Source organism: Mesorhizobium sp. M0028, from assembly GCF_040323855.1.
Taxonomy (GTDB): Bacteria; Pseudomonadota; Alphaproteobacteria; order Rhizobiales; family Rhizobiaceae; genus Mesorhizobium.
On sequence record NZ_JAMYVG010000003.1, the window covers coordinates 181449 to 197893 of the forward strand.

Annotated in this window: 18 protein-coding genes; 7 read left to right on the forward strand and 11 right to left on the reverse strand. The window is 62.6% G+C overall.

The window, feature by feature from the left end; translation table 11 throughout:
- Nucleotides 1-2: 2 nt before the first annotated feature.
- Nucleotides 3-1229, reverse strand: coding sequence for an AI-2E family transporter (locus NKJ93_RS08645; RefSeq protein ID WP_023719759.1), 1227 nt, complete (start codon nt 1227-1229; stop codon nt 3-5).
- The gene (locus NKJ93_RS08650) at nt 1201-1758 is read right to left on the reverse strand and encodes a CDP-alcohol phosphatidyltransferase family protein (protein WP_023719760.1); all 558 of its coding nucleotides are present in this window, start codon (nt 1756-1758) and stop codon (nt 1201-1203) included. Before NKJ93_RS08650 ends, NKJ93_RS08645 begins: the two co-directional genes overlap by 29 nt.
- Nucleotides 1759-2117: 359 nt before the next feature.
- Here NKJ93_RS08650 and NKJ93_RS08655 point away from each other — a divergent pair, with 359 nt between their 5' ends.
- Nucleotides 2118-2474, forward strand: a complete 357-nt coding sequence (locus NKJ93_RS08655) for a hypothetical protein (RefSeq protein ID WP_352588597.1) — start codon at nt 2118-2120, stop codon at nt 2472-2474.
- A gap of 199 nt (nt 2475-2673) precedes the next feature.
- Here the strand turns inward: NKJ93_RS08655 and NKJ93_RS08660 are convergent, their stop codons facing one another.
- On the reverse strand, nt 2674-3180 hold the full coding sequence (locus NKJ93_RS08660) for a hypothetical protein (RefSeq protein ID WP_156948088.1): 507 nt from the start codon (nt 3178-3180) through the stop codon (nt 2674-2676).
- Nucleotides 3181-3245: 65 nt separating this feature from the next.
- Between NKJ93_RS08660 and purM the strand changes: the two genes are divergently transcribed.
- The 5 genes from purM (at nt 3246) to NKJ93_RS08685 (ending at nt 6770) form a co-directional block, all read left to right on the forward strand.
- Nucleotides 3246-4310, forward strand: coding sequence for a phosphoribosylformylglycinamidine cyclo-ligase (gene purM / locus NKJ93_RS08665; RefSeq protein ID WP_023719763.1), 1065 nt, complete (start codon nt 3246-3248; stop codon nt 4308-4310).
- Nucleotides 4307-5014 (forward strand): phosphoribosylglycinamide formyltransferase, encoded by a 708-nt coding sequence (gene purN / locus NKJ93_RS08670; RefSeq protein ID WP_023719764.1) that lies wholly within the window; start codon nt 4307-4309, stop codon nt 5012-5014. The genes purM and purN overlap by 4 nt, the downstream gene beginning before the upstream one ends.
- Before the next feature lie 172 nt (nt 5015-5186).
- The gene (locus NKJ93_RS08675; protein WP_198030504.1) at nt 5187-5888 is read left to right on the forward strand and encodes a class I SAM-dependent methyltransferase; all 702 of its coding nucleotides are present in this window, start codon (nt 5187-5189) and stop codon (nt 5886-5888) included.
- A 48-nt stretch (nt 5889-5936) separates the two neighbouring features.
- A complete protein-coding gene (locus tag NKJ93_RS08680) occupies nt 5937-6140 on the forward strand; it encodes a hypothetical protein (RefSeq protein WP_352495577.1) in 204 nt (67 codons plus the stop codon).
- Nucleotides 6141-6254: 114 nt separating this feature from the next.
- Nucleotides 6255-6770 carry a SixA phosphatase family protein gene (locus NKJ93_RS08685; RefSeq protein WP_352588855.1) on the forward strand — a complete coding sequence of 172 codons (516 nt, stop codon included), beginning with the start codon at nt 6255-6257 and terminating at the stop codon, nt 6768-6770.
- A 114-nt stretch (nt 6771-6884) separates the two neighbouring features.
- Here the strand turns inward: NKJ93_RS08685 and NKJ93_RS08690 are convergent, their stop codons facing one another.
- From NKJ93_RS08690 to NKJ93_RS08725, 8 genes are all read right to left on the reverse strand, one after another.
- Nucleotides 6885-7157 carry a DUF680 domain-containing protein gene (locus NKJ93_RS08690; RefSeq protein ID WP_023719767.1) on the reverse strand — a complete coding sequence of 91 codons (273 nt, stop codon included), beginning with the start codon at nt 7155-7157 and terminating at the stop codon, nt 6885-6887.
- A 276-nt stretch (nt 7158-7433) separates the two neighbouring features.
- On the reverse strand, nt 7434-7667 hold the full coding sequence (locus tag NKJ93_RS08695) for a DUF680 domain-containing protein (protein ID WP_352588599.1): 234 nt from the start codon (nt 7665-7667) through the stop codon (nt 7434-7436).
- Between the two features lie 378 nt (nt 7668-8045).
- On the reverse strand, nt 8046-10268 hold the full coding sequence (locus NKJ93_RS08700) for a cation:proton antiporter domain-containing protein (protein ID WP_502896909.1): 2223 nt from the start codon (nt 10266-10268) through the stop codon (nt 8046-8048).
- A 185-nt stretch (nt 10269-10453) separates the two neighbouring features.
- On the reverse strand, nt 10454-11152 hold the full coding sequence (locus NKJ93_RS08705; protein WP_023719770.1) for a DUF2270 domain-containing protein: 699 nt from the start codon (nt 11150-11152) through the stop codon (nt 10454-10456).
- A 57-nt stretch (nt 11153-11209) separates the two neighbouring features.
- On the reverse strand, nt 11210-13318 hold the full coding sequence (locus tag NKJ93_RS08710) for a molybdopterin-containing oxidoreductase family protein (RefSeq protein ID WP_023719771.1): 2109 nt from the start codon (nt 13316-13318) through the stop codon (nt 11210-11212).
- Between the two features lie 42 nt (nt 13319-13360).
- Complete coding sequence (locus NKJ93_RS08715; RefSeq protein ID WP_023719772.1) at nt 13361-13558, reverse strand: hypothetical protein; 198 nt, start codon at nt 13556-13558, stop codon at nt 13361-13363.
- A gap of 4 nt (nt 13559-13562) precedes the next feature.
- Nucleotides 13563-15440, reverse strand: a complete 1878-nt coding sequence (locus tag NKJ93_RS08720) for an ABC-F family ATP-binding cassette domain-containing protein (RefSeq protein ID WP_352588605.1) — start codon at nt 15438-15440, stop codon at nt 13563-13565.
- A gap of 454 nt (nt 15441-15894) precedes the next feature.
- Nucleotides 15895-16074, reverse strand: coding sequence for a membrane lipoprotein lipid attachment site-containing protein (locus tag NKJ93_RS08725; RefSeq protein ID WP_023719775.1), 180 nt, complete (start codon nt 16072-16074; stop codon nt 15895-15897).
- 131 nt (nt 16075-16205) lie between these two features.
- Between NKJ93_RS08725 and NKJ93_RS08730 the strand changes: the two genes are divergently transcribed.
- Nucleotides 16206-16379: a hypothetical protein gene (locus NKJ93_RS08730; RefSeq protein WP_023719776.1), complete on the forward strand. Its 174-nt coding sequence runs from the start codon at nt 16206-16208 to the stop codon at nt 16377-16379.
- The last annotated feature ends 66 nt before the right edge of the window (nt 16380-16445 follow it).

The window sequence follows — 16445 nt, forward strand, 5'->3', positions numbered from 1 at the left end:
GCTCAACCGCGCGCGCCCCCGCGGCGCCGAACCGGCAGCGGCGGCACCGGCTCGTCGGCATGGCCCTTGTAGAGCGGCGATTCGAGATAGCGCGCGATGGCGAAACGCACCAGAACGGCAACGGCGGCGGAAGCCGGAACGGCGATCAGCAGGCCGACGAAGCCGAACAGCGCGCCGAAGGCAAACAGCGCAAACATCAGCCATACCGGATGCAGGCCGACGCTTTTGCCGACTAACCGCGGCTGCAGGATGTTGCCCTCGATGAACTGGCCGACGAAGAACACGCCTGCCACTGCCGCGATCATGGTCCAGTCCGGCCAGAACTGGACGAAGGCAACGCCGACAGCCAGCACCAGCCCGGTCAGCGAGCCGACATAGGGGATGAACGAGATCAGCCCGGCGAACAGGCCGATGAGGATGCCGAAATTCAGGCCCGTCAGCGTCAGGCCGGTGGCATACATGGCGCCGAGCACCAGGCAGAGCGTACCCTGGCCGCGCACGAAGCCGGCGGTCGCGGTGTTGATGTCCCTGGCGATCGCCCGGACCGTCTTGACATAGTCGCGCGGCACCCAGCCGTCGACGATTGCCACCATGCGGTCCCAGTCGAGCAGCATGTAGAAGGCGACGACCGGCGTCACCACGAACAGGCTGACAACCGAGACCAGCGCCACGCCGGAGCTCCAGATCGAGGTGAAGACCGTAGTCAGGAGACCGAAGCCGGAGGTCAGCAGCGAGTTCAGCCCTTCGCGCAGGCCATTGGCGTCGACGCCGAATTTCTCTTCCAGCCATTTCGGGTCGAAACTGGTGATCAGGCTCTGCAGCCGGGTCAGATAGTCCGGCAGCTTGCTGGCGAAATCAGCCATCTGCGAGGCGAGCACCGGAACCAGGATGACGACGGCCAGCACCAGGACGACGATAAAGGCGATGAGGATGACCACCGTCGCCATCAGCCTGGACAGGCCGAGACGCTCCAGCCGGTCGGCGACAGGGTCGAGGAAATAGGCGAGCACCATGCCGGCGACGAAGGGCAGAAGGATGCCGCTGAAGACATAGAGGAAGACGGCGAGGATGATGGCGCTGACCAGCCAGAAGCGGATCTGGCGGCGAAACGACGCCGATGCCGCAGCCTCCGCTGCCGCGGCTTCGGCCTCGGCGTCGATCGACCGTTCGTCGGGTCCCTGGTGTTCAGGTGCCCCGCGTTCAGGTGCCGGGTGTGGAGCCTTCGCCATAGCCGCTCATATGCCTCAGCCAAGCCACGAGATAGGCCGCGGCCGAAGCCACGGTCAAGACCCCGGACAGCAATATGAGGGCCGGCCTCAGCGGATCGAGACGGATGTCAAAGGCGAGTTCGCCCAACACCACTGCCGCCAGCACGATCTGGATCGCGGTGTTGGCCTTCGACACCAGGAGCGGCTTCATCTCAACCGGATGCGCCATGACGGTGGACAAAAGCACGGCGCAGACGATCAGCGCGTCGCGCGACACCATGGTGATGACCAGCCATAGCGGCAACTCGCCGCTGATGCCCATGACCACGAAGACGGAGACCAGCAGCAGCTTGTCGGCCATCGGGTCGAGATAGGCGCCGAGCCTGGAAAACTGATTGAAATGGCGGGCGATGAAGCCGTCGACGCCGTCGGAAATGCCGGCAATGAGGAAGCCGGCAAAGGCCCAGTCCCAGCGTTCCTGCAGCATGGCCAGCACCACGGCCGGCACCAGCACGAAGCGCATGATCGTGATCATGTTGGGGATGGTCAAACGCATTATCCCGTCGCTCTTGTTTGTCGATACATGATGGAGATGGAGGGTCACGGCAAGTGAGAAGCGACAAAAGTTGGGCCGTGCACGGGTTTGTCGAGAGCGCACTGGCCGCGAAGCTATTTTGGAACAAGCGGCGCAGTGGCTGGACTCTTCGGCAACCATCAAGGCACCATGGCGCAACAAAGAGGGAGTGGAACCTTGTCTTTGGCCGTTGGCGAAGCGCGTAAGTATCTCGATACGTTCATGATGGGACATGGCTTTCGCCGCATCCGGAAAGGCGTCTTCGAAGTCGACCGGAGCGACGATATTGCCTGATTCTCGAAGAAGCCTTTACTGCAAGCTCTGGCGATGTTCATGTGAACATGCTCGTTTACCTGGACTTTCTTACCGTCAGGCCGTTGCTTGAAAGGCTGTACGGCAAAAAATGGATCTGGCCCGGACTGTCGCAGTTTCATCCCGAAACGATATTTAACAATGAGCTGAAAGCTTATGGTCGTTACTTCGAGAACCTTGACCAGACGAGCATAGATAGGTTGCTGGGGAAATATGTCGAGCTGGCGCGACGGATCAGGGCTCAGAATCCGGACCTCGCCAGTTACGTCGCCGGACATAGCGAGCTGCTCGACAAACCTTACGAATTCACACAGCCCTTCGCCGTTCGGATCCTCGCGCTGATTGCCTGCGAAATCGAACTTGGCACTACGAGCGGGTGAGGCAGGCTGTGCACTGGATTCGAACGAACAATAGCGGAATAGCGCTGAGCGGCTACGCCAAGGCACAACTCGACCGCGTCGACATGGTTCTGGCGGAACGAGAGGGACGTCCATAAGGGCGGCAGCTTGGGCGACTGTCCACTCTTTTGTCGAGCCAAGACAGTCTGATCCCGCCGTCATCCTTGCGAGGTGCGGCCGTTCATGCGAAGAGCCCGGGAAAGCAATAGCTTATTTTCCCTACTGCTGAATGACGATGGCGCAGAGAATCACAATCGCTTGGCGAGTAACGCTTTGCTATCTGGCCGGACTGACAGAAAGTCTGCTGGCTTTCGCATCTTTCGGAGCCCCGCACCGCAACATAGCGACGCAAGATCTTCTGTGGGCCTTCGCTCTTGAGCTGGCCGTGGGCGTGGTCGTCTCTTGGCCCCTCTGGCTGACGGCTGCGGTCGTGGCGTTTCTGTTCGCGAGGTCGGTCGTTGCAAATCCAGGTCTGTGGGCTGCCGCGGCGGCTTTGGTCGCCGCCGGCTTCTCGTATGGAATCCTGCCCTTCGACGGTGAAATCAGGTCTCTTGCCACCGTCGGTGGCCTCGCCGCAATTCTGGCGGGGATTTCTTTTTACTGTTGGAGTATATCGCGCCCGGTTCCGCCGGTATCCAACTGAAAACACCATCATCGCGCGCTTGCCTTGCGGGGCAAAACCGTTCATGCGAAGAGCCCGCAAGCGAATGAAACCAGCGACAGGCAAGCGCAACAGATGAGCAGGCGCCGGAAATGAGCAAGCGCAAGAACGGGCTCACCTATGCCGAAGCGGGCGTCGACATCGATGCCGGCAATCTCATGGTCGAGAAGATCAAGCCGCTGGTGCGTGCGACCCGCCGGCCGGGCGCCGATGGCGAGATCGGCGGCTTCGGCGGCCTGTTCGACCTAAAGGCCGCCGGCTTCACCGATCCGGTGCTGGTCGCCGCCAATGACGGCGTCGGCACCAAGCTGAAGATCGCCATCGACGCCGGCAAGCACGATACGATCGGCATCGACCTCGTCGCCATGTGCGTCAACGACATCGTCGTGCAAGGCGCCGAGCCGCTGTTCTTCCTCGACTATTTCGCCACCGGCAAGCTCGATCCCGACCAGGGTGCTTCGATCGTCGGTGGTATCGCCGCCGGCTGCCGGCAGGCCGGCTGCGCGCTGATCGGTGGCGAGACGGCGGAAATGCCGGGCATGTATCACGACAAGGACTACGACCTTGCCGGCTTTGCAGTTGGTGCCGCCGAACGCGGCCAGCTGTTGCCGACCGACGACATCGTCGAGGGCGACGTGCTGCTCGGCCTTGCCTCGTCGGGCCTGCATTCGAACGGCTTTTCGCTGGTCCGCCGCATCGTCGCGATAAGCGGCCTTGGCTGGGGCGATCCGGCGCCGTTCAATGACGAGGCGACACTGGCCGAGGCGCTGCTCGAGCCGACGCGCATCTACGTCAAGTCGATCCTCAAGGCGATCCGCAACACGCATGGCATCAAGGCGCTGGCCCATATCACCGGCGGCGGCTTTCCCGAAAACATCCCGCGCGTTCTGCCCAAGGATTTTTCGGCCGAGCTCGATCTCGGCGCCATCGAGGTGCCACCGGTGTTTTCGTGGCTGGCCAAGACCGGCGGCGTCGCGCCGGAAGAGATGATGCGCACCTTCAATTGCGGCATCGGCATGATCCTGGTCGTCGCCTCCGGTCAGGCGGCGCAGGTCGCCGCCGTTCTGCAGGAGGCCGGCGAGACGGTGACGCCGATCGGCCAGATCGTGCCGCGCCGCGATGCCGGCGTCATCTATCGGGGCTCGATCGGCCTATGACCAGAAAACGCACCGTAGTGCTTATTTCGGGGCGCGGCTCCAACATGACGGCGCTGATCGCGGCCGCCGGCAGCCCGGCCTATCCGGCCGAGATCGTCGGCGTCATCTCCGATCGCGCCAATGCCGCCGGCCTCGGCATCGCCGCGGCTCGCGGCATCGCCACCAAGGTGATTTCGCGCTCCGATTATGCCAGCAAGGAAGCGCATGACGGGGCGATCGATGCGGCCCTCTTGTCGTTCGGCGCCGAAATCGTCGCGCTGGCCGGCTATATGCGCATCCTCGGCGCGCGTTTCGTCGAGAAGTGGCAGGGCCGGATGGTCAATATCCACCCTGCCCTGCTGCCTGCCTTCAAGGGGCTGGATACGCACGCGCGAGCCATCCGCGCAGGCATGCGCATCCATGGCTGCACAGTGCATTTCGTCACGCTCGACATGGATGACGGGCCGATCATCGCCCAGGCCGCAGTGCCGGTGATGGTCGGCGACAATGAGGACACGCTGGCCGCGCGCGTGCTCAAGGCCGAGCACCAGCTCTATCCGCTGGCGCTGGGCCTGGTCGCCGAAGGCAAGGCGCGGATGGAAGGCGGCCGCACGGTGTTTTCGCGCTTCGCCGACGATGCCGACAACGCCACGTCGGTGGTGATCGCGCCCGACCCGCTGCGTGAAGAGACCGATCTTGAGCACCTGGCGCGGATAACGCCGTGATTGCTTTTCAATCGGCTGGGTCGTGAACCCCACAAATTAGCCGTGCGGTGGGCTGCGAAAGCCTGCTGTGTCTCGATAGCGGCCAGATTTTCGGCAGCACAGCGCAAGGACGCGATGTGCCAAAGGCAGACGCCAGTGATATTGATTTCGGGTATAACGAGGTATGACGTCCGTGCCCGAAACGACAGACTATGACACCATCGCCGGGCGTTACTCGGCGATGATCGATGAGCGGCCCTGGAATGCTCTCTACGAGCGCCCGACGACCTTGCATCTCCTGCCACCGGTCGACAATATCGATGTTCTTGATGCCGGTTGCGGTCACGGCTGGTACGCCGATTGGCTGATGTGCCACGGTGCTCGCGTGGTTGCTGTCGACCGTAGCGCCGCAATGGTTGCTCTCGCGCAAAAGCGCGTCGCAGGTCGCGCCCGCGTGATCCAGGGCGACGTGAGCAATCTGCAAGGTATCCTCGGCGACGAGACTTTTGACCTCGTGCTATCTTCGCTCGTCCTCCATTACCTAGCGGACCTACCAGCCGTTTTTTCTGAATATGCGCGGCTGCTTCGACCAACTGGCACGCTGGTATTTTCGACGCATCACCCAGTTCACGATCAAGTCAGCATTCTCGATCCTGGATATTTGAATGCCGAACTGATCGAGGAGGAATGGGGATGGCTCGGGCAGAAAATGCGCTACTATCGAAGGCCGCTACGCGATCTGACTGACCCTCTTGCGGATGCTGGATTTGTCATTGAGCGGATGTGCGAGCCGACGCCAAGTGAGGAACTGAGACTGAAGGACCCAAAGGGATATGATCGACTTTGCCGCCTCCCGGCGTTCATTTTCGTGCGCGCCCGGAAGGGCAGCTCATAGACGATGCGACGTCGCCGACAGCACAGGTAAGTCATAGGAGACAGCTTGATGGCGACCGTCGAAAAAGTCAGCGAGGTGCTACCCGAATGCGGGCTTGGCCAGCCCTTGCGCATAGCCGAAGCGGAGCGATTACGGAAAGCCTGGGCGGAGGGGCTGGAGAGTGGTCCGTCCGCCCCGTTCGACATCGAGGATATAAAACAAAAAGCCCGCAGCAGGTTCGGCAACGCCATCAAAAACCAGCGGAATGGCTGACATCCGGATCGTTGACGGCAAATTATCTCGTGCTTTATTGACTGGCCGAACAATGCGTCGAGATTGTCCGCGTCGTGCATGGCGCACGCGATGTTTCGGCCTTATTTTGAAACCATGATGCAATTGCTGCTCCTGCGTCACGCTAAATCGAGCTGGGACGATCCTGGCCTCATCGATTTCGACCGGCCGCTGTCCGGGCGCGGGCGGAAAGCAGCGCCGCTGGTCGGGCGCGAACTGACCCGGCGCGGCTGGCTGCCGGAGCTGGCGCTGGTGTCGCCGGCGCTGCGCACCCGCGACACATGGCGGCTGGTTTCGGCGGAATTGCCGGCGAAGGTGCAGGCCAAATTTGTCCAGGCGCTCTACGAGGCAGCGGCGGCGGACATCCTCGCCAAGGTGCGGCAAGTAAAGGCGGAGACCGGAACGCTGCTGGTGCTTGGCCACAATCCCGGGTTGGAGGAGTTCGCGCGCGGGCTTGCCGGGGCTGGATCGGATGAAGCGGCGCTGAAAAAGCTGGCGGAAAAATTCCCGACCGCGGCCCTGGCTCGGTTCGACGTCGATGGCGATTGGGCCGGTCTCACCTTCGGCAGCGCCCGACTGACGCACTGCATTTGGCCGAAGGATCTGCGTTAGGGATTTACCAACAGGCCGGGGGAAAAACCGCCGATCCCTCGACCGACCGAGCTTCGCACAAACAAGAGCGGCGGGCCAAGCCCGCCGTTCTTTGTGCTCCCGGGGTTTGAGGAACTAGCGGCCCCAGTTGCCCCGGCCAGATTGGGGCACTACGGGCTGATCCGTGCCGAATCGGGTCGTCGCCCCGGTGTCGACGGCGTTGTGCTCAGCCGCCAGCGGCTTGCGGATGGAACCGGTAAACCCGCTGTCGATAGCGCCGACAGGCGCATTGCCAACAGGCGCGGCCGGCTGGTTGGCACCGTCCGAACCATAGTGGTCGCTGCCGGCAAAGGCGCTGCCCGTGGCGGTGAGGACGATAGCGGCGATGGTAAGAGCAATCTTGGTCATTTCGGGTACTCCAGTGTGCTGGTCATTCGTGAGTTGTCGTTGCTTTCGACGCATTCGAGATGAGAGCGCTGCCCGCGCCGACGAATACGCATCGGCTTTTTCCGACGTGCACGTTGCTGGACGATTTCAGCAACCGAGATTGTGGCTACAGATGAAACCTGCAATTCAAAGTATTCGATTGGCGCAGGATTCGATCCAGCGCTCGTCCCGGCTGATACGCGAAAGCAAGAGTAGCGGGCCGAGCCCGCCGCTCTTTGTGTTCCGGGGCTGTGATAATCAGCGGCCCCAGATGCCTTGGCCGGATTCAGGCGCCACCGACTCGGAAGTCGTCTTGGCACCGGTATGCTCGGAAGTAACCGGCTTGCGGATCGAGCCGGTGAACGTGTTGTCAACGTTGGCAGCAGGAGCGGCCGGCTGGTTGACGTTGTCTGAGCCATAATGGTCGCTGCCGGCAAAAGCAGTGCCGGTGGCAACGAGGATGGCGCCGGCGGTAAGAGCGATCTTGGTCATTTCAGGTACTCCGGTAGTTCTTTGGTCTGTCCGTCAAGTGGCGTGCCTTGGGAAGAATTCGCGTCGCTCGGACCGCCCCGAGATGGGTCCGCAAGCTTGTCGTTTCCAATCACAAAAATTTTGTACGGGTGCGCCAAATTGGCCGCTTGAAATTCGACATGGGGCTCCTTTCGCCACAATGTTCTTATTTCTTTTCAATTGGTTATGCGGTTATTGGTGATTTTCAGCGCGAACATTCTGTGAGCCGGCGTTCACCCATTCCTGTACCCTCTGTCAACAGAACCGAACCGTTCGGTTCAAACTATTTTACGTTTAGCTGGATCAGCGCTTCAGAGCCTCGATCGACATGCCTGCCGACCGATCAATGCCCAGTAAAAATCACGCTGCCAGCTCAGCGCCAGCGGTGTCATGCTTGGGCCGCGCGCTGGCCAGAAGCACGACGGGGCAGTTGCAGGCGGCTAAAACAGCGCTGGCGGTTTCGCCGAAGAACAGGTCCTCACCCGGACGTTGGGTGACACCCATCACGACGATCGCCGCGCCTTTGGCCGCCTCCCTAGTGATCGCCTTGTCGGGTGTGACGCGGGTATGGAACGCGGTGTCGATATGCAGGCCGTAGCGGCCCGCCAAGTCGGCGATGTCTTTCAGCACGGCCTCTTCGCGGCTATGCGACACGGATGTCGACCTGCGCCCCTTGGCTGCTTTTTGCGAGACGTAGAGAACCTTGATCCGCGCCCGGTTTGGACGGGCCAGCGCCAGCGCCAAGTCGGCGGCGCGGCGCGCCACCTGGGTACCGTTGACGGGGACGAGAATGCTGGTGCCGGCCTTCAGCGTTGGCATCTTTTCGGCAGCATTGCCGCCGTTCAGGACCAGGCAAAGCGGGCCGTCAAATCCTGCGGCAATGTCGTTGAGGGCCGGCGCGAAGGCGCCATCGGCGGTCAGCACATTGTCAAGGCCGACCAGCAACAGGCCGTATCCCTTGCGGGCCTCTTCGGCGATCGTCTCACCGGTGGCTTCCAACTCGGTGCGGGCCGTCAGGTGGACTTTGCCGACAAGCGTATCTTCGATCCGTTTTACCGCCTGGGCGCTTTTCTTTGCACCCTTCTTGATTTCCTGCAGGGCGCGCTCCTGTCCCTTGCTGTCGCTCGGCCTGTCAATTCGGCCGTCTTTCGGCTGAAGCAAGGTGGTGGGCAGGCGAAGCAAGGTAGTGGGCATGCCGCTGCCTCCGCCGACCAGTCCGGCGAGATGGGCAGTGAACTTGCCAATCCTGCTGTCGTCGACCAGCACCAGCAGCCGCTCCAGCCTGGAAATGAAGCCGTATTCGTCCAACGCCTCGCGCTCGACACGCTGCTGCTCGTCGTGCCCAACCGGCAGCCGGCCGAGCGCCCAGCGCAGCATCGGCGGCATGGCCAGCGTGGTGATCACGGCCATGGTGACGATCATGGTGAAGAGATTGTGCGACAGGATGTTCATCGACAGGCCGATGCTGGCGACGATCACCTCGGTCGAGCCGCGCGCGTTCATGGCGCTGCCCACGGCGATTGCTCCCTTGAACGACATGGCGGCGAGCCTAGCGCCGATGAACGCGCCGCCAAACTTGCCGATGCTGGCGATAACCACCAGAGCGCCCGTCAGCATGGCAAGCGTCGGATCGGCAAGCACTGTGAGATCGGCGGAAAGCCCCGCCATGCCGAAGAAGATCGGCATGAACAGCGCGGTGATGACGCCGCGCAGCTGGCCTTCGATATGGCTGGAGAGGATGGGCGATTCCCCGACAAGGATACCGGCGACGAACGCACCCAGCACCGTATGCACGCCTATCATATTGGTGATCAGCGCCATCACGCCCATGATGATGAGGATCATGGTGATCACAGCGAACTCGCTGTGGAATTGATCGTTGGTCCAGCGGATCAAGGTGAAGACAAGACGGCGGCCAATGGTGAAGGAGAACACCATGAACAGTGCCACCGCGGCGATGGTGGTCACCAGCGGCGCGAACTGCAGCCTGCCATTGGTGGCGATGCCGAAGGTTACGGCGATGATAAGCCAGCCGATCGTGTCCTCGATGATCGCCGAGGAAATAATCACCTGTCCGAGGTTGCGGCGCATGAAGTTCATCTCGCGCACCACCATGGCGACGATCTTGACCGACGAGATCGACAGCGCGGTGCCCAGGAACAGCCCGGCGACGGTGCGTTGCGTGGCGTCAGACAGCAATGCGTCCGGCAGGAACTGCGCCAGCGCGAAACCGCAGATGAAGGGCACCACGACGCCGGTCGCCGAAATGGAAAAACAGGCCGCGCCAACCCGGCGCACCAGCCGCAGGTCCGTCTCCATGCCGGTCAGCAAAAGCAGCATCAGGATGCCGAGCTGTGAGACGGCGTCGATCATGCCCTTTTGCGCAGGATCGCTGGGAAAGATCAGGTGCTGAGCCGATGGCCATAGCCAGCCGAACAGCGAAGGACCGAGCAGGATGCCGCCGATCAGTTGGCCCATGATTGCCGGCTGGCCATAGCGCTGCAGCACTTCGCCCAGGCCGCGCCCGACAAGCAGCAGCAGGACGATCTCGGCAACGAAAGCGCCTTCGCCCGAACCGCCCATTCCCGAAGCCTTGGTTCCGGCAACAAGCGTCTCCGCCGCCCGGGCCGCTCCTGCGGGGACGAATGCACAAACCAACAGCGCCAGGCTGGAACGTGTCGGAGCCTGCCAAGCCATGAAACCCCCATCGCCCAATACACCTGCCCCACAACGCGCGACAGGCCGTTGCGTTGCTAGACAGGGCATTGCTAGACGTGGACGTCACCGAAGGAGAGTTCGCCGTCGTCGCTCTCCGTCAGGTAGGCTGCCATCAGCAGGCCGGCATAGAGGACGGCGACCAGCACGACGATGGCGCCACCAGGAACTGGACCCAGCGCAGCACTGGCGACGGCCTCACGCATCGACCCGACGAAGCCGATGCGGACGCCTTCGTTTAAGAGGCTGGGGGTCGACAGTTTGAGGATCCAGGCCAGCAGCAGGATCAGCAGCATGTAGATGTAATTCCGACGCAGACGGCGCGCCAAAGCCACGCGTTGCGAAATCAGGAATTTTGGTGCGCGCAGGCTCTCGCCGACGATCAACAGCCAATCGGACGCGAAATCCGGCTGCGGCGAGAATACCTGTGCGAAATAGTGCCGTTCGAACTGGCGCACGCGAGCCCGATAGAAGTCGAAGAAGCGGTATCGCCGCGCCTCGATCCACAGCAGCAGCAGAACAAGCAGCATGGCAAACAGCAGCACGCCATGGTGAGCGCTGGCTGTCGAAAGCGAGACGGACAGCATCGCCGCGACAACCGTTATCGCCCAATTGCTCGTCCGGTCCAGGCGGTCGCGCCACCCAGCCATGCGCGCAATCTCGGCGCGATGGAAGTGGGACATCGTGGTTACGAGTTCGCCGGACGAAAGCGTTCGCCCGATGGGGTCCGGCGCCGCCAACGCTTCTGCCATGACCATGCCTCCACCCGCCATGCGAAACGGCCGGAGGAACATATCGTTCCGAACGCTTCAAGTTGCCGGGCGCAGCCAGACCTTGTTGTCGTGGAAGGCGGCGCCGCCATAGGGCGCCGGCGCATCGGCGCCAGTCAGCACGTTGATGCCCTCGCCGCGCTCATGGGCGCTGTTCGGCCAGATGCCTTCGGCGATGACCACGCCGCGCTTGATGCCGTCGAACAGTTTTGCGTGCAGCACCACTTCGCCACGCTGGTTGCCGACTTCGATGCGGCCGCCGTCGGCGACGCCGAGTGCCGCCGCATCATCGGGATGCAAGAGCAGCTCCGGCCGGCGCTCTTTTGCCTGCGACACCGGCGTTTCGGTGAAGGTCGAATTGAGGAAATTGCGCGCCGGCGAGGTGGTCAGCCGGAACGGGTGCGCCTCGTCCGCCACCTCGATCAGATCGACATGGTCGGGGAATTCCGGCAGGCTCGCCACCGGCCCGAACAGGCCCATGCTTTTCGGTGGCCGATTGGGCGACGCCTGGCCCGTCCAGTCGGCGCGAAAATGAAACTTCTTGTCGGCATGGCCGAAGCCGTCGAGGTAATGCGCGGCATCGAAATCCGGCTGCAAATCGACCCATTTCTGCTCTTTCAGGCTCGAAAAGCTGCCCAGCCCGCGCTTGCCCAGAATGACGTCGATATGCTGCTGCTCGGTCATGCCGAAGCCCGGGCGATCGGCGACACCGAGTCTTTTGCCGAGTTCCTCGATGACGAAATGGTTGGTGCGCGGACCTTCCGGCGGGTCGATCAGCTTCGGCCCGAGCGTGATGTGCTGGTTGCCGCCGCCCTTGTAGACGTCGTCATGCTCAAGAAACATCGTCGCCGGCAGCACCACATCGGCGAGCTTGGCGGTGTCGGTCATGAACTGCTCGTGCACGCAGGAGAACAGATCGTCGCGCAAAAAACCCTGCTTCACCAGCCGCTGCTCCGGCGCGACATTGACCGGATTGGTGTTCTGGATCAGCAGCGCCGTCACCGGCGGGCCCCCATAGAGCGCATCCTCAGCCCCGGTCAGCACCGGGCCGATGCGCGAATGGTCGAGATGACGGATCGCGGGGTCGCGCATCCGCGTGCCTTCGAGCAGTTCCTGATTGAGCTTGAAGATGCCCGAATTGGTATGGAAGGCGCCGCCGCCTTCATATTGCCAGCAGCCGGTGACCGCGGCGATCGAGGCTGCGGCGTGCATGTTGACCGAACCGTTGCGCTGGCGCGAAAACCCGTAGCCGAGGCGGAAGTAGGTCTTGTTCGTCGTGCCGACGAGACGGGCGAAGGTCTCGATTTCGTCGACAGAAAGCCCGGTGATATCAGCGGCCCATTGCGGCGTCCTCGTTTGAAGATGCGCTTCCAGACCATGCGGGTCGTCGGTGTATTTTTCCAAATAAGCGCGGTCGGCCATGCCGTCACGGAACAGCACGTGCATCACCGCGCAGGCCAGCGCGCCGTCGGTGCCGGGCTTCAGCACCAGGCCGAGATCGGCCTGCTTCATCGTCGCGTTCTCGTAAACATCGATGACGACGATCTTGGCGCCGCGTTCCTTGCGCGCCTTGATGGCGTGGGTCATGACGTTGACCTGCGTGACCACGGCGTTGGTGCCCCAGATCACCACGCAATCGGACTTCGCCATCTCGCGCGGATCGGGGCCGCGCAGTGCGCCTGCCCCCATCATCCAGCCGGTCCAGGCCAGATTGGTGCAGATCGAACTGAAGAAGCCGGAGTATTTCTTGGCATGCCTGAGCCGCTCGATGCCGTCGCGCTGCACCAGACCCATCGTGCCGGCATAGTAATAGGGCCAGACCGTCTCCGAGCCGAATTTTGCCTCCGCCGCGATGAACTTTTCGGCGACAAGGTCGAGTGCGGCCTCCCAGCTCGCTTCCTTCCAGGCGCCCTCGCCCTTGGCGCCCGCCCGGACCAGCGGTTTCAGCAGGCGGTCGGGATGATGGACGCGGTCGGCGTAGCGGGCGACCTTGGCGCAGATGACGCCGGCCGTGTAGCTGTTGGCCTTGGCGCCATGGACGCGGCCGATACGCCTGGCGTCAAGCAACTCGACCTCGAGCGCGCAGGTTGAGGGACAATCATGCGGACAGGCCGAATGGCCGATTTTGAGCTTGGCGTGCTGATTCATGGGAGCAAACTAGCCGGTTGTGATAGCGGCGTGTAGGGCCAGTTACACGCCATCAATGCGCTTGAACAAGGCGTTGTAGGCACCGCATTTCGGGCAATGTATGTGGCGCTCGACATGCGATGATCCGGCTCCGGCGTCGATGACCAGCAGATTGCCGTCTCCACACTCAGGACATTTTACGACAGCTCCGGAATTGACGGCCAAAACCTTGGCAGCTTCGATCCACAGTTTTGCCGACATCGTCCTACTCCGCCGTGCCTTCCTCGTACTCCGCCGAGATCGACAGCCATTTCTCCTCGTGGCCGGCCAGCTGTTGCGCGAGTTGTGAGCGTTCCTTGGCCAGCCTTGTCGCGGTCGAGGGGTCCTTTTCGTAGACGGCCGGATTGGCGAGTTCGTCCTCGATCAGGTCGATGCGCTTGCGGAGGCGGTCCATCAGCGCTTCGGTGGCGCGGATTTCCTTGGCCAGCGGCTCGAAAGCGGCGCGGCGCGCGGCTGCATCGCGGCGGCGGTCGGCCTTCGAGGCTTTGTCCGCCTCGCGCTTGCCGCGGCGGTCGCCGGAGACGCCGGTGACCAGCGTCTTGTAGTCCTCGAGGTCGCCGTCATACGGGTTAACCGCGCCCTCCTTGACCAGCCACAGCCGGTCGGCGGTCGCCTCGAGCAGATGGCGGTCGTGCGAGATCAGGATGACGGCGCCGGGAAAATCGTTCAGCGCATGGATCAGCGATTCACGGCTGTCGATGTCGAGATGGTTGGTCGGCTCGTCGAGGATGAACAGGTTCGGCCCCTCGAAGGCCGACAGGCCCATCAGGAGCCGCGCCTTTTCGCCGCCGGACAGGTCTTTGGCGGCGGTGTTCATCTTTTCGGTGGTCAGGCCGAACTGCGCGACGCGGCCGCGCACCTTGGATTCCGGCGCGTCCGGCATCAGCCGGCGGACATGCTCATAGGCGTTTTCGTCGGGCCTGAGGTCGTCGAGCTGGTGCTGGGCGAAGATTGCCACCTTCAGCCCGGGCGCCACGGTCATGCCGCCGGTCTCCGGCTTCAGCCGGCCGGCCAACAGCTTGGCGAAGGTCGACTTGCCGTTGCCGTTGGCGCCGAGCAGCGCGATGCGGTCGTCGGCATCGACGCGCAGCGTCATCTTCTTCAGGATCGGCGCACCCTCGGTATAGCCGACATGGACGTTGTTCAGCGCGATGATCGGCGAGGCCACCGTCTTCACCGGCTCCGGAAAGGAGAACGGCCGAACCGTGTCGTTCACAATCGCGGCGATCGGCTTCATCTTCTCCAGCGCCTTGATGCGCGACTGCGCCTGCCTCGCCTTCGACGCCTTGGCGCGGAAGCGCTCGACGAAGGATTCCATGTGCTTGCGCGCGGCTTCCTGCTTCACGCGGCCCTTCTCCTGCAATTCGCGCTGCTCGGTATATTGGCGCTCGAACTGATCGTAGCCGCCGCGCCAGAACGTCAGCTTCTTCTGGTCGAGATGGACGATCGAATTGACGGCTCGGTTGAGCAGGTCGCGGTCGTGCGAAATCAGCAGCACAGTGTGCGGGTATTTCGACACGTAGTTTTCCAGCCACAGCGTGCCTTCGAGATCAAGATAATTGGTCGGCTCGTCGAGCAGCAGCAGATCGGGCTCGGCAAACAGCACCGCGGCCAGCGCGACGCGCATGCGCCAGCCGCCGGAGAAGGACGAGGCCGGGCGCCGTTGTGCGGCGTCGTCGAAGCCGAGGCCGGCGAGAATGGTGGCGGCGCGTGACTCGGCCGAGTGCGCATCGATATCGGCCAGCCGCATATGGATATCGGCGATGCGGTGCGGATCGGTCGCCGTCTTTTCCTCTTCGAGCAGCGCACTCCGTTCAAGGTCGGCCTTGAGCACGATCTCGATCAGCGGCTCCTCGGTGCCCGGCGCTTCCTGAGCGACCTGGCCGATGCGTGTGTTCTTGGGCAGACTGATCGAGCCGGTCTCGGAGGCGAGGTCGCCGGTGATCGCCTTGAACAAGGTCGTCTTGCCGGTGCCGTTGCGGCCGACAAGGCCAGCCTTGCTGCCGGCCGGCAAGGTCAGCGAGGCATGGTCGAGAAGCAGGCGTCCGGCCATGCGGAGCGAAAGGTCGTTGATGATCAGCATGGCCGCGCTTTTGCACGGGACAACCATGCTTCGCAAGGGCTTGAGCCCCGGTTCGCCGCATAAGGCGCGAAAACCGGCAAGCAGGTGACGTCGACCCCCGCGCACCGCGACTTCCCGCAAAACGCAAAAAGAACCCGCTATCCTGAGGGGGGACAAGGAAAGCGGGTTCTTTCGTGAACGGCGGCCTTGGGAGCGTCCGATCGACACCCAAACACGCAGCAGCCGGGTTTGTTCCATGGGATAGACAAACCATGTGATGAACAAACGCCGGCGTGGCGGCAGGTTTGTCCACAGGGCGTGCCGTTTGTACGCTATCGGACCATGACGCTGCGGAAAGACTCGGCTATTCTTGGATGTGCGGCGGGCCTGATCTCCGCCTGGCCGGCGTCATCAGCTTCCTCCCAAGCGGCGCCGGCCACCCTTTTTTGACCGGCGCCGACGCCATTTGAAGCGGTCATTGTTTCGGCGGCGTGCCGGGCTGATCGCCGCCGGTCGTCGACTTCGGCACCGGATTCTTGTCGACCTGCGGATTCTGCTCGACCGTATCGCCAGGGGCCTTGGTCGGCTGGATGTTGTTGTCGCAACCCGCAACGGTCAGCGCTGCCACAAGCAGCAGGATTGAGCGCTTTTTCATCGCAGTCTCCTCTCGCCGACAACGAGGCGTCGGCGATTTGGTTGCGCGATCGGTGTCGTTCCCGCATTCGCCGAGCAGTCGGGGAACAAAATGCCGCGTCTCCGGTTGCTCCAGAATCAATGGAGGAAGCCATGATCCGTCTGCTTATCGCCGGGGCAATCGTCTATGTTGCCTATCGCGTCGCCAAGAAAGTGATCGACGAGGTGCCCGACGATTTCGATCCGCTGCTGCTGCCGCCACCAGAAGACGATCGCGAGGCGCTGCGGCGGCAATCGGCAAGGATGGGCGTCGAGCCCGGGCGTTAGTCAACGGGCCTGCCCGCAAGGCTTCTTCGTTCACGAGCCCCATTCCGGCTCCGCAAACCGTTGCGA